The organism is Butyrivibrio hungatei NK4A153 (assembly GCF_000424465.1).
Lineage (GTDB): Bacteria > Bacillota > Clostridia > Lachnospirales > Lachnospiraceae > Butyrivibrio > Butyrivibrio hungatei_A.
Window position 1 is genome coordinate 309,992 of the sequence record NZ_AUJY01000001.1, and the last position, 12,855, is coordinate 322,846.

General features: G+C 41.0%; 12 protein-coding genes. 11 read left to right on the top strand and 1 reads right to left on the bottom strand.

Features of this window, described 5'->3' with window-relative positions; genetic code table 11:
- The first annotated feature begins 47 nt into the window (after positions 1–47).
- From G628_RS0101440 to G628_RS0101465, 5 genes are all read left to right on the top strand, one after another.
- Complete coding sequence (locus G628_RS0101440; RefSeq protein WP_027208282.1) at positions 48–806, top strand: SDR family NAD(P)-dependent oxidoreductase; 759 nt, start codon at positions 48–50, stop codon at positions 804–806.
- A 184-nt stretch (positions 807–990) separates the two neighbouring features.
- Complete coding sequence (locus G628_RS0101445) at positions 991–1,338, top strand: PadR family transcriptional regulator (protein WP_026666661.1); 348 nt, start codon at positions 991–993, stop codon at positions 1,336–1,338.
- On the top strand, positions 1,338–1,889 hold the full coding sequence (locus G628_RS0101450) for a DUF1700 domain-containing protein (protein ID WP_027208283.1): 552 nt from the start codon (positions 1,338–1,340) through the stop codon (positions 1,887–1,889). The genes G628_RS0101445 and G628_RS0101450 overlap by 1 nt, the downstream gene beginning before the upstream one ends.
- Positions 1,890–1,989: 100 nt before the next feature.
- The gene (locus G628_RS0101460; RefSeq protein ID WP_027208284.1) at positions 1,990–2,886 is read left to right on the top strand and encodes a DUF4097 family beta strand repeat-containing protein; all 897 of its coding nucleotides are present in this window, start codon (positions 1,990–1,992) and stop codon (positions 2,884–2,886) included.
- A gap of 155 nt (positions 2,887–3,041) precedes the next feature.
- A complete protein-coding gene (locus G628_RS0101465) occupies positions 3,042–4,037 on the top strand; it encodes a DUF4003 family protein (RefSeq protein WP_027208285.1) in 996 nt (331 codons plus the stop codon).
- A 91-nt stretch (positions 4,038–4,128) separates the two neighbouring features.
- Here G628_RS0101465 and G628_RS16060 read toward each other — a convergent pair whose 3' ends face one another.
- Complete coding sequence (locus G628_RS16060) at positions 4,129–5,472, bottom strand: putative bifunctional diguanylate cyclase/phosphodiesterase (RefSeq protein ID WP_051198932.1); 1,344 nt, start codon at positions 5,470–5,472, stop codon at positions 4,129–4,131.
- 332 nt (positions 5,473–5,804) lie between these two features.
- On the opposite strand from G628_RS16060, the gene G628_RS17850 reads away from it, so the two are divergent.
- From G628_RS17850 to glgA, 6 genes are all read left to right on the top strand, one after another.
- The gene (locus G628_RS17850; RefSeq protein WP_051198935.1) at positions 5,805–6,440 is read left to right on the top strand and encodes a C39 family peptidase; all 636 of its coding nucleotides are present in this window, start codon (positions 5,805–5,807) and stop codon (positions 6,438–6,440) included.
- 18 nt (positions 6,441–6,458) lie between these two features.
- Positions 6,459–8,297 carry a C1 family peptidase gene (locus tag G628_RS0101480; RefSeq protein ID WP_027208286.1) on the top strand — a complete coding sequence of 613 codons (1,839 nt, stop codon included), beginning with the start codon at positions 6,459–6,461 and terminating at the stop codon, positions 8,295–8,297.
- A gap of 84 nt (positions 8,298–8,381) precedes the next feature.
- Positions 8,382–8,666, top strand: a complete 285-nt coding sequence (locus tag G628_RS0101485) for a hypothetical protein (protein WP_155833750.1) — start codon at positions 8,382–8,384, stop codon at positions 8,664–8,666.
- 394 nt (positions 8,667–9,060) lie between these two features.
- Positions 9,061–10,263 (top strand): cobalt-precorrin-5B (C(1))-methyltransferase, encoded by a 1,203-nt coding sequence (locus G628_RS0101495; RefSeq protein ID WP_027208287.1) that lies wholly within the window; start codon positions 9,061–9,063, stop codon positions 10,261–10,263.
- A 52-nt stretch (positions 10,264–10,315) separates the two neighbouring features.
- Positions 10,316–11,410, top strand: coding sequence for a tryptophan--tRNA ligase (trpS, locus tag G628_RS0101500; RefSeq protein ID WP_026655083.1), 1,095 nt, complete (start codon positions 10,316–10,318; stop codon positions 11,408–11,410).
- Positions 11,410–12,855: a glycogen synthase GlgA gene (glgA, locus tag G628_RS0101505; RefSeq protein ID WP_026655082.1), complete on the top strand. Its 1,446-nt coding sequence runs from the start codon at positions 11,410–11,412 to the stop codon at positions 12,853–12,855. Before trpS ends, glgA begins: the two co-directional genes overlap by 1 nt.

Here is a 12,855-nt window from a genome sequence, read left to right on the forward strand (position 1 = left end):
AACAATATCGGAAAAACTAACTAACTAATGCGATAAGGTAATGATATATGAAAACAGCTTTTATAACCGGAGCAACCTCAGGACTTGGCGCCGAGTTTGCTCGTAGATATGCAAAAGAAGGATATAGGCTTATTCTCACGGGAAGAAGAACGCGGCGTTTATGCGCTCTTAAAGAGGAGCTTGGTACAGAGTGTCTTATCATAACGGCGGATGTTTCGGATGAGGCTAATTGCAAGAAGCTTCTTGAAGAAATAGCGGATGAAGAGATAGATGTATTCATCAACAACGCGGGTTTTGGCACAGCGGGAAGTTTCCTTGAGACTGATCTTGAAAAAGAAATTTCAATTGTAAAGGTGAATGACATTGCAATGCACATTTTGTTCAAAGGCGTGCTTGTAAAGATGCAAAAACAGGGGCATGGAACGATTTTAAATGTCGCATCGTCGGCAGGTCTTTTGCCTGCGGGGCCTTATATGGCAACCTATTATGCATCAAAGGCTTATGTCACATCTTTAACCAAAGCTGTTGCGTGTGAGCTAAAAGAGATCGGCAGCAGCGTATATGTCGCATGCCTTTGTCCGGGGCCTGTAGATACCGAGTTTAACATGAATGCGGATGTTTCTTTTTCTCTAAAAGGTATTACAGCGGAGAAATGTGTCGATGAGTGCTTAAAGGGCATGAGAAAAAAGAAAGCGGTTATCATACCGACGCTCAGGATGAAGGTTGCACTCTACGGAAGCAGGTTTGTTACCCAGAGTTTTGTGATCAAGATGACCGCGGGGCAGCAGAAGAAAAAGACGAGATGATATGAAAAAGTACACTGTTTAAGCAGGATATATGGCTTGGACAGTGTACTTTTTTATTTGAAAGAGTCGCTCGTGCGAAAGCATTTTGCAAATGATTCTTTGATATCTTTTAAATCACACTTGACAGTCGTAATATTATACGCTATATAATATTGTATCAAAACAAAGCAAGAGAGGTGAGTGCATGACATATCAATTAACAGCCCCCTTACTTGATGCTTGCGTTCTGGGAATAGTCCGAAGTGAAGATTCGTACGGATATACTCTGACACAAAAAGTCAGGCAGGTTGTTGATATATCTGAATCAACGCTGTATCCGGTGCTTAGGCGTTTGCAGAAGTCAGACTACCTGAGAACATATGATGCACCTTTTCAGGGGAGAAATCGGCGGTATTACGCGATAACAGATGAGGGCAGAAATATGCTCGAATTTTATGAGAGCGAATGGAATGAATATAAGGAGAAAATCGATGGCCTTATCAAGGGGACAGGATTAGAGCCGTCGGAGGGAGCAATGGAGGAAAAAGACTGATGAATAAGGAACAATTTTTGAGGGAGCTTAATGGAAAACTTAAATATCTTCCCGAAGCTGACAGGAATGATGCGATTCGTTTTTATGACGAATATATTTCGGAGATGGAACTCTCCGATGAGGAGGATGTTACGACTAAGCTCGGAACACCAAAAGAAGTTGCGTCAGATATCATAAGTCAGTGTACTCAGAGACATATTGATAATGAGACAGAACAGAAGACTGTTAAAGGCGGTGCCACAACAATCTGGCTTGTTATTCTTGGAATACTGTCACTTCCGTTATCTCTACCGCTTGCGATTGTGGTGCTTACATTTATTTTTGTATTTATAGTTCTTTTTTTAGTAATGATTGTTGTTGCATTTGCAGGAGCAATTGCAATCCCGTATGCGCTATTTGTTCACGGGGTGGCGCAAAAAATATTTACATTGGGATACGGTCTTGTGTCCCTTGGTGGTGGTATCTTAATGGTGTATGTTTTGTCGGCTGTTTTGAAAAAGATGTTTAGTGCGATGACTAAGAAAAAGAGAGTCAGGAGCATATATGAATAGAAAAACAATTCTTATCATTGCCGCTGCGATGATGGGAACGGGATTTTTGCTTGGAATAATATTATTTGAAAAAACTTAAAGATAATGGAAGGATATATAGATGAAAAAGAAAGTATTACTTATCGCAACGTGTGCGCTTATTGTTGTCGGGGCAGTGGCTGTGAAAATTTCAATCGGGATGGGAGCGATTCCGGTTGTGAAGATTGGAGGAGAAAGCGTAGAAGAAAGCCAAAATATGGTACGTGGTAATATAGACATAAGTGAATTTGATACTCTTACGATTGATGCGAGTACGGTAGATGTGCGTATTTTGGAAGGAGACGCGTACAAACTTGAGTATAATGTAAAAGAAAAATATGTTCCGGAGGTCAGTCAGGACGGTAAGAATTTGACTGTAAAACAACCTTCTCTTAAAGCGGAAATAACATTTTTTGATATGGATTTAACAGCGTGTAAGGAAGAATCAAGTTATACCATTACGGTACCTAAAGATACTGCACCTATAAATGTTGATGTTAAAGCTTCCACGGACGACGTTGTAATTGACGGTGTTGATGTGAATGGAAAGGTTGTTTCGGATACGGATAGCATTACATTAAGTAATGTGTCCTCAAGCGATCTTTATGTAAAGAGCTCCACGGGAAAGATAAAGCTTGATTATTCTGAGTTTGACAAGCTTGAGCTTGAATCGTCCACTGATGACATAATCGTTGAGAATTGTACTATTAATGATCTCGCTGCAGATTCATCAAGCGATAAGATCACACTTAATAATGTCAAGTTAAATACTGCAGATCTTAAAGCACTTGATGACATTGTTATTGATATAGTGGGACAAAATGATTATTCATTGGATCTGACATCATCTACAGGAGAAGATATCATTGTTGAAGGAAATACGGCGGAAGGCTCTTTTAAGTCAGATAATGGAAGCGGAAAAAGTATAACTGCTAAGTCAAGTACAGGAGAAATCAAGGTTTCTTTTGCAAATAAGTAATCATCGTTATTTGAGCGGTACAATATGTACCGCTTTGTTTATGCATAATAAAGAAAAAAGTAATAATTTGTTCGAGAAATACTATGTTATCTTCATTGACAGCGCTGTATCATATTGTATATGATATTTTGGATAATCATAGAAGGAGAGATACGATGCAGACCGAAGTAATGGAAAAATGTGACAGACTTGTAGAGAACAGAAACATTATTTACAAGGGTTTTATGTTGGAAGACAGCCTTATGCAGATATTGGCGGCATTGTCGTTTATTGATCGTGGAGAGACGGCAGATGTTAAGGCTATAAAGAGATGCAGAAAAATTTTACGCAAGAAACACAGCGCGTTTTCATATCTTCGCGGAAACAACGAACTTTTTATTTCAACAAAGATGGCTCTTTCCGAAGATCCTGAGAAGTATCTTGATGATGTTACAGAAATATATGAGAAACTTCAAAAAGGTAAATTTCTTGGATCGACATACAGAGTTTTATCTGCGGTTATCATCTGCGATTCCGGCAAGGCAGATGATTCGGATAAGGTAATAGAGAAGACGGAAGCGCTTTTGGACGGAATGAAAGCAGCACATCCTTTTCTTACAAATGATGAAGATACATGTCTTGCGGTTTTGCTTGCAATGACAGAGAAGAGCACGGAAGATATTTTGAGCGAACTTGAATCGACATATCTTGAGATAAAGAATGATTTCATGCTTTACAACAATTCGGCATATTCTCTTTGCCAGGTGCTTACAACTCTTGACGGTGCGTATAAGAAGAAATGCGAGAAGACGATCGCGCTTTTTGATGCATTTAAGGAAGCCGGAACTAAGTACGGCAAGGAATATGAGCTTGCGTCACTTGCACTTTTGATAGATATTCCTATGGATGCAAAAGATATTGTTGCAGAAGTTATCGGAACTGCTGAATATCTCAGAACGAAAAAAGGATTCACATTCTGGTATATGACAAAGCAGACAAGACTTATGTTTGCGGCAATGCTCGTATCCGAGAGCTATCTGGACAATTCTGCTACAGCTGATGCATCAGTGATAAGCAGTACCGTTGCAAGAGTTATTGCCCAGCAGGCAGCGATGTTTGTGATCATTGCCACATCTTCAGCGGCATCGATTGCCTCTTCATCATCGAATTAAAAATCGGATTAAACATACGAAAGAAACAGAATAGAAAGAAAATCGGGAAGGATGTTTATCACATCTTTCCCGATATTATTATTCATAAAAATCAATTTGCAACAGCAAGCAATTTCTCAAATTCTTTTGTTTCAAGGGGCTTAGAGAAGTAATAGCCCTGAATCATGTCGCAGCCTGCGTTCTTTAAAAGGAAATACTGCTTTGCGTTCTCAACACCTTCAGCGATAACTGTAAGATCCAGGAGCTTTGCCATCTCAAGAATACATCCGAGAAGATTTTTACCTCTGTTGTTCTCGGCAATATCTTTTATAAACTCGATATCGAGCTTAAGTGCATCGAGTGGAAGCGTAGTAAGCATATTTATTGATGAATAACCTTTTCCGAAGTCGTCCATTTCAACCATAAATCCGGCTTTCTGGAGCTTTTTTACAACAGATACAATATGATCCACATTATCCGTATAAGCTGTCTCTGTAATCTCCAGGTGGATGTCTGAAGGGCTGATCTCGTTTTCTTCGATTGTCTTTTGAAGGAAATCGATAATGTCGGGATCGAATATGTCAACTCTTGATACGTTTACGGAAACAGGAATGGAGTAGCCGAATTCTTTTTTCCATTTACGAACCTGAGCGGCAGCCTCTCTCCAAACATATCTGTCGAGCTGTCTGATAAGACCGTTCTCTTCAAGCAAAGGAATGAAGAAATCAGGTTTAACAAGGCCGAATTCAGGATGTTTCCATCTGATAAGAACTTCAGCACTGGCAAGCTTGGGAGTTTTACCGTGTACATTGTACTTGGGCTGGAAAACCAATTTGAACTGGTGCTCGGAAAACGCTTTGCTTATACCATCAAGAAGCCTTGCTTCAAACATTTCTTTTTCATGCATCTTGGCATCGTATACTTCATAAGAAGTAGAGTGCCTGACTTTAGAAATGGAGTTGCAGGCCTGAATAGCACGATCAAAACGCTGTTCAAGAGTAGCCTCTCTTGTTATGTCCGGATATATTCCGATTCTAACGCGAATGTCCGGAGTTTTTAGCATAAGCGCAAGCTTATCGGAAATTTGATGTACAAGAAAATCGTAATTATCTTGATGCTTTATATATATATAGAATTTATCCGCATCATATCTGCATGCGATTCCGCCATGTTCCTTTGCAGTTTGAGATACACAATCACCGATTGCACACAAAACCTTATCTCCGAAGCTTCTGCCATAAAGCTCATTTATAAGGTGGAACTTGTTATAGTTCAGTACAATTGCATCAACACCTTCGGACGGGTGCTTTCTGTCGTAATCATATGCCTGAATAAAAAACTGCTCTTTGGAACAAAGACCTGTCAACGGATCGACAGTTGGAATATTGATTAGATCGCCATATGATGTCATACCGATGCTAACCGACTCTACAGAAGATCTTGGCGATATGTCCATAAAGTTATTTTCCTCGCTCCCTTTTGCGTTATTATGTAATACTAGTTAGTTTAATTAATTATACATACAAATTACAAAAAAAACACAAAGTTCGCAAAAAAAACACAATTTTATCACAATTTCTTTTTTGCCCGTCGTTAAGCTAAAAACTCTAATTCCAGGTTTTATATGGGGTTGAGCTGTATTTGATGCTATCTGCCACAATTAAAAAAATATTTTTTTTAATATGATATAAACTTGTTTTTTATCGTTGTTTTAGTTTATAAAATTATGTATATTTAATAGATACAATCAAATAGTTTTTTGTTTTTTGAAGGTGAAATACGATATACATGAAGAAGAAACCATATGGAGGAATAAACGATATTCCAAAATATCTTCTGGAACAATATGGGGACAGAGGCAGGATGATACGTCAGGGGCCGCCTGTTCCGATGGATACGAAATCAATGGAAGCCATAAGCGGCAGGCGGACGAGGAACTGTTCCGTGGTTGCCGTTGCAAGGATCATAGATTATTACAGACGACGAAATAAGATCACATCTATTCCCGAAGATATAAAGCACATATATAAGGATGTTGAAGAGATAGCTGAGAGCTACGGATATACCGATAAGATAGGAACGTTTCCTTTTTTTATCTCAGGAATTGCAAAGGAGGCTTTCGCAAGATACGGCGTGAAGGTCAAGTGCAGAGGTATTTATATATGGAGCTTTGAGAAACAGGTAGTCAGAGAAATCTGCGCGGGGAGACCTGTAATATTGAATATAGCCAGAGGTTTTTACAAAGATCATACGGTAGTTGTCTCAGGTTACAGCATCTGGCAGGTTGGGGAAAAAACATATCCCATGGTCCGCGTGATAGACGGATGGAAGAGCGGTTATCACTATATTGATTATGAAGCGTTCGCAAAAGATATACGTCAATCAATATTCGGATCGTTTAATACAATAAAGGTAATACAATAGAAGTTGAGGTTTAAAGTAGTGAAAAAGAAAAAAATCGCATTTGCGGTAATAATAGCGGTAGTACTTGTTTCGGTTTTGGCTGTTGTCTTCGTTAAAAAAGGCGCACCCAAGACAGAGAATGCGTCAAGAAGAGACGGCGCGGCAGTTTCAGGCGGAGGTGATGAAGATCTTTTGCTTGTAGGCGGCGATCCGGATGCGCAGTTTGGAGCAACCAAAGGTCCGGATGCTACACAGAAGCCTGCGGAGACACTTGTTGGTGATGTGTCAAACAGTCCTGTTTCCGATAATGTTGAGGAAGTCAGAACAATGACCATTTCCGAGGCTGTTGTTATAGATGCGGGCGACCGTGACGCTTTCTATAATGATGCTGAGTACAAAGATGTTGTGCCTACCGATGCAGATTCTTTTGCCGGTGATGCCGATGAAACGAAACTTGCAGAGATACCTGCAAAGTATGATTCCAGAAATGTTGATGGAAAATCGTACGTTACGGGAGTCAGAGACCAGGGATATTCGTATCTGTGCTGGGCTTTTGCTTCTGCAGGTGCTGTTGAGTGCGATATTTTAAAGCATTATCCTGAATATAAATCTTTGGATCTTGATCTGTCCGAGAAACATCTTGCTTATTACAATGTTCACAAGGCTGCAGGTTCTCATGGCGGAAATATTGATGATGATTACAGGGAACTTGTGAATAACGAGAATGAAGAGGGCGCTTGGGTTGTAGATAACGACACAGGCTATATTGCCATGGGCGGAGTTACGAACTATTGCATAAGCCTTCTTACAGCGTGGAAGGGACCTGTTTTTGATAAGGGAACGGATTCTTTTAAGAGTATTTACGGAAGCAAATATATCTTTAATGATAATAAGGATAAGCCGTCTGAAGCGTATGCGTCTGAGTTTCACGTTCAGGATGTAAGCCAGGTTTGCGGAAACTATGACAACAACATGCTTATCAAGCAGATGGTGATGGAACACGGCGGAGCAACTATCGGAGTTAATTCTGACGAGAAGTTCTGGAACAAGAATCACGGAAATCTTTATTCTCACTTTAATGGAGAACTTCCTCCTACAGCCAATCACGAGGTTCTTATAATAGGATGGGACGATGATTACAGCGCATCTAATTTTTCTTCAAGTCCGAAGGAAAACGGTGCATGGCTTTGCAAGAACAGCTGGGGAGACAAGGCGGGTTCCGACGGATTCTTTTATCTGTCATATTATGATGAGACCGCTGCCGTAAGTAACGCAGCTGCGTACAGTGCAAAGGCCAAAGGTGATGAACGATATTTTGATAACAATTATCAGGTCGGCGGATTCATCACAAACGAGGTCAGTGCGCTTGAAGATACCAAGAATACGGTAACTGCCTACACTGAATCTTCCAATCCTTACGGTGTACTGTACACTGCGATCGGCGATGAGGAGCTTGATGCGATCGGACTTATGAGCCTTGAATCATACAGACAGTACGAGGTCAGCATTTATCTTAATCCTACTGAGGGTGATGATGAGCTTAGCTTAAAGGATCTCGGAAAGCCTGTTCTTACTCAGAAGATTTCTTCTGTAAGCGGAGGTTTCCATACATACGATCTTGATGAAAAAATAAATCTTAAAGCAGGGGACAAGTTCTTTATCCTCATAAAGCCTCATACTCCGGGCAAGCTTGTATTCGAGACTGCGGGCGATATTACTTATGAAAAGAACTACGATGAGTGGAATAATCTTACGGGAAATATCCACAACAGTAATTCTGCGAGCGGTAAGAGTTATTATATTTCGGATGACGGAAAATCATTGAACTGTCAGAAAGATAAAGACTTTTTTATCAAGGCATATACAAAAAATAAGTAACTGTGTATGTTTATGAGAACATACTTTTGAAAATGGCGAAGGAATATGGTATATTGTGTTAAAAGAATTAGAAAGGCACAATATATGGCTATTAAAGATAAGCAACCTGAACAGATAGGTACAACAGATAAGCTCAAGGCATTTAAGGCGCTTAAGGATGCGGGATATAGGACAGAATTCAGTGCCAGCGGTGTTCCCACAGTTATCTGCAAAAGCGCTGAGGATATCAGCAAGGAACTTAAGGATATCAAGAAGTTGTTGAAAGAACTCAGATATAACGGAAGTTTCGGGTTAAGAGGCCCCAGAAAGAGCGATCAGCTTGCACAGGAAACTTCAGAGGCTGAGGAGAAGAAAGAACTGACGGCTTAAAATGATACGCAAATTCACTAGGCGCGAAAGAACCTTGCCAAGTGAATTCGCGTGGTTCGCACTAAACTCGACAATACCTCGTTAAGTGCTCTACACAAGAAAACCACCTCGTTAGAAGGTGGTTTATTTTTGGGAGGAGGGGTCGACCGGTGGGGAGCCAATCGACCCGGTATGAAAAAAGTTTTGTTGGGGGAGTCAGAAGTTATTCTTCTGATAGTATATATAGTAAATTCAAAATTTGGACAAATTATGGACAAATTATAAATTTAAAATAAAGAAAGTCGAAATAATAAATAATTAATATACGGAATATTGTAAATTATTATTTGCTTTATGATATAGCGAAATAATGTATAATTAATGATGATTAAGAGTTTTTGTGAGGAAGGTGTATATGGACAGGTTTGATGCAAGAGATTCGGGACTTATAATTAGTCCGTTGACAACGGGGGATTGCGCAGCAGCGGCGGCAAGAGCGGCAGCGGCGAGTCTTTTGTTTAAATTTGACTATGAATATGTGACGATACAGCATGAAGGGAATACCAGAACTATCGAGGTTTATAAAGATGCTGACAAATGCACACGTAATGAGACCAATTTCTATGCGGTAATGGAAGGCGGCATGGCACCTGATATCAGGGAAAAAGCTGATATACACGTAAGTGTTTCGAAGGTGACCGATTTTAGAAAAGTTGACAGCAGGGCATTTATGGATGTCAGATACGGCAATCTTTTCCTTTATGCGGGCGATGGTATCGGAATAGCGTCTGTCGACGCCCTTCCTGCAAGAAAAGGTCAGGCTAATATCGGAAAAGATGCAAGAAAGCTTATTTTTGATGCGGTTGCGGGTGTGTGCGAAATTTCGGATGGAGCACAGCCTCTTTTAATAACAGTAAGTTGTCCCGAAGGAATGATGATAGCTGCAAAGCAGAACAATGCGCTTAACGCGTTTATGGGCGGTATCGGTATAATGGGAAATTATGGAACCATATCAAGCGTTCATCAGAGGGATATTGCAGGTTCTATTGAGAATCAGATCCGTGAACAGATCGAGATGGGAGTTAAGAGTATTCTTGTTTCTCCCGGAGATTACTGTGCGGACAAGATATATGAAGGAATACACGTATCGCTTAAGACTGCGATAAATTGTTTCAATTTCCCCGGAAGTGCCATAGATGCGGCATGCGAAGCGGGAGTTGAAAATCTTCTTCTGGTAGGAAATGTGGGAAAGCTTGTGAAAATGGCTGCCGGTATCATGAATACCAATTCATATGCATCTGACGGAAGAAGAGAGATCTTTGCCGCACACACGGCGATTGTCGGAGGCACATCAAGCCAGGTTAGGACGGTTATGGGATGCACCACATGTGATGAGATTTTGGCGCTTCTTAATACATGGGGCCTTCGAGACAGAGTAATGGCAAGCATAATGGCCAAGATAAACGAAGCTGTTGCAAGACGTTGCAACGGTAGGATAAGGTTCGGAGTAGCTCTTTTTTCTGAGGAATTCGGGCTTTTAGGCGCGACGGCCGACACAAGGAATGTTCTTGTAAAGGTTTCGCAGGAGCAATATGCATTGTCACTTAAGTTAAAATAGAGTATCATATTTTTTATCCAAAAATAATTAGAGGTTTAGGAGAAATACACTGATGAGCAAGATTATTTTGACCGGAGATCGCCCGACAGGTAAGCTTCACGTAGGACACTATGTGGGATCACTTAGAAGAAGAGTTGAACTTCAGAACTCCGGCGAATTCGACAAGATTTTTATTATGATAGCGGATGCTCAGGCACTTACAGATAACGCCGACAATCCGGAAAAAGTACGTCAGAATATTATAGAGGTTGCGCTGGATTACCTTTCTGTGGGACTTGATCCCGCAAAGTCAAATCTTTTCATCCAGTCACAGATACCGGAGCTTACAGAGCTTTCATTTTATTACATGAACCTCGTTACCGTATCAAGACTTCAGAGAAATCCTACGGTTAAGACCGAACTTCAGATGAGGAATTTCGGAACAAGTATTCCTGTTGGATTCTTTACATATCCTATCAGCCAGGCTGCTGATATTACTGCGTTCAAGGCAACGGTTGTTCCTGTTGGAGAAGACCAGGAGCCTATGATCGAGCAGTGCAAAGAGATTGTAAGAAAGTTTAATTCAACATACGGAGAAGCTTTGGTTGAGCCTGAGATTCTTTTGCCCGATAATGCTGCATGTCTGCGTCTTCCCGGTATAGACGGAAAGGCAAAGATGAGTAAGTCGCTCGGAAACTGCATTTATCTTTCCGAGGAGCCCGATTCTATTAAGAAGAAGGTTATGAGCATGTTTACGGATCCCAATCATTTGAGAGTGGAAGATCCCGGACAGGTTGAAGGAAATCCTGTATTTATCTATCTTGATGCATTTGCCAAGGATGAGCACTTTGCTGAGTTCCTTCCTGAGTACAACAATCTTCAGGAACTCAAGGATCACTATTCAAGAGGCGGACTTGGCGACGTTAAGGTTAAGAAGTTCCTCAACAATGTACTTCAGGCAGAGCTTGAGCCTATTCGCAACAGGAGAAAAGAATTCCAGAAGGATATCCCATATGTTTATGATGTTCTCAGAAAGGGCAGTGAGATTGCAAAAGAGACCGCTGCCAAGACTCTTGAGGACGTAAAGAGTGCAATGAGAATCAATTATTTTGATGATAAAGAACTTATTGCTATGCAATCTGCAAAGTATGAGGAGATTGGTGACTGATGAAAAATATCCTGTTTATTGCATCTGAAGGAGTACCTTTTATCAAGACCGGTGGACTTGCCGATGTTGTTGGCTCTTTGCCCAAAAATATCGACAGGCGATACTTTGATGTTCGCGTTATTTTGCCGCTCTATAAGTGTATAAGCCAGCAGATGAAGGATAGGATGGAATATGTCTCCAACTTCTATATGGATTTCCATTGGAAGAATGAGTATGTGGGCATATTCAGGTCAGAGGTTGACGGGATAAAATATTATTTTGTCGACAATGAGTTTTATTTCAACGGAATGAAACCTTACAGTGACGACACTGTTTTTGAGATTGAGAAGTACGCATTCTTTTCGAAGGCTGCGCTCTCAATCCTTCCGGTCATCGATTTCAGACCGGATATTATTCATTGCCATGACTGGCAGACGGGGCTTGTTCCCGTTTATCTCAAAGAGAGATTTCAGGGAAGTGAGTTCTATAGGGGAATCAAGGCTGTTATGACGATCCATAATCTTAAGTTCCAGGGGAAATGGGACATTAAGACGGTTCGTGATATTACAGGCCTTCCCGATTATTATTTCACTCCCGATAAGCTCGGACTCTTTAAGGACGCCGATCTTCTTAAAGGCGGTATTGTTTATTCCGATGCCATCACTACGGTTAGTAATGCGTATGCCGAAGAAATCAAGACGGAGTTCTACGGCGAGAATCTTGACGGGCTTTTAAGGGCACGCGCAGGAGATCTTCGCGGCATTGTAAACGGAATAGACTATGATGAATTCAATCCCGAGACGGATGAATTTATTCCATACAGATATAATTCGATCAATTTCCGCAAAGAGAAGTATAAGAACAAGAAAGAGCTTCAAAAAGAGCTCGGACTTAAAGCGGATGAAAAGTGCATGATGATCGGTATCGTTTCAAGACTTACCGACCAGAAGGGCTTTGATCTTATTAACTGCGTTCTTGACGAACTCTGCCAGGATGCGGTTGAGCTCGTTGTTCTGGGAACGGGAGATGAGCAGTATGAGAATTCGTTCCGTCATTTTGACTGGAAGTATGATGACAAGGTTTCTGCGAATATTTACTATTCAGAGCCGATGTCTCACAAAATCTATGCGGCCTGTGATGCATTCCTTATGCCGTCACTTTTTGAGCCCTGCGGACTTTCACAGCTCATGGCTCTCAGATACGGAACCATTCCCATTGTAAGACAGACAGGCGGACTTATTGATACGGTCGAGCCTTACAATAAATTCGAGGGAACGGGTACAGGTTTTGGTTTCCTTAATTACAACGCCCATGAGATGCTTGCCACGATCCGTGAAGCGGAGAGCGTGTTCTACGACGGAAAGCGCGAGTGGAACAAGATGATCGACCGTGCAATGGCTGTTGATTTCTCTTGGAAGGTTTCAGCGGAAAAATATCAGGAGATGTACGATTGGCTCAGGCCATGA

Excerpts from the sequence above, each read along its gene's own strand:
- G628_RS0101440 (WP_027208282.1), top strand. The coding sequence starts at position 48 with ATGAAAACAGCTTTTATAACCGGAGCAACCTCAGGACTTGGCGCCGAG.
- G628_RS0101445 (WP_026666661.1), top strand. The coding sequence starts at position 991 with ATGACATATCAATTAACAGCCCCCTTACTTGATGCTTGCGTTCTGGGA.
- G628_RS0101450 (WP_027208283.1), top strand. The coding sequence starts at position 1,338 with ATGAATAAGGAACAATTTTTGAGGGAGCTTAATGGAAAACTTAAATAT.
- G628_RS0101460 (WP_027208284.1), top strand. The coding sequence starts at position 1,990 with ATGAAAAAGAAAGTATTACTTATCGCAACGTGTGCGCTTATTGTTGTC.
- G628_RS0101465 (WP_027208285.1), top strand. The coding sequence starts at position 3,042 with ATGCAGACCGAAGTAATGGAAAAATGTGACAGACTTGTAGAGAACAGA.
- G628_RS16060 (WP_051198932.1), bottom strand. The coding sequence starts at position 5,472 with ATGGACATATCGCCAAGATCTTCTGTAGAGTCGGTTAGCATCGGTATG.
- G628_RS17850 (WP_051198935.1), top strand. The coding sequence starts at position 5,805 with ATGAAGAAGAAACCATATGGAGGAATAAACGATATTCCAAAATATCTT.
- G628_RS0101485 (WP_155833750.1), top strand. The coding sequence starts at position 8,382 with ATGGCTATTAAAGATAAGCAACCTGAACAGATAGGTACAACAGATAAG.
- G628_RS0101495 (WP_027208287.1), top strand. The coding sequence starts at position 9,061 with ATGGACAGGTTTGATGCAAGAGATTCGGGACTTATAATTAGTCCGTTG.
- trpS (WP_026655083.1), top strand. The coding sequence starts at position 10,316 with ATGAGCAAGATTATTTTGACCGGAGATCGCCCGACAGGTAAGCTTCAC.
- glgA (WP_026655082.1), top strand. The coding sequence starts at position 11,410 with ATGAAAAATATCCTGTTTATTGCATCTGAAGGAGTACCTTTTATCAAG.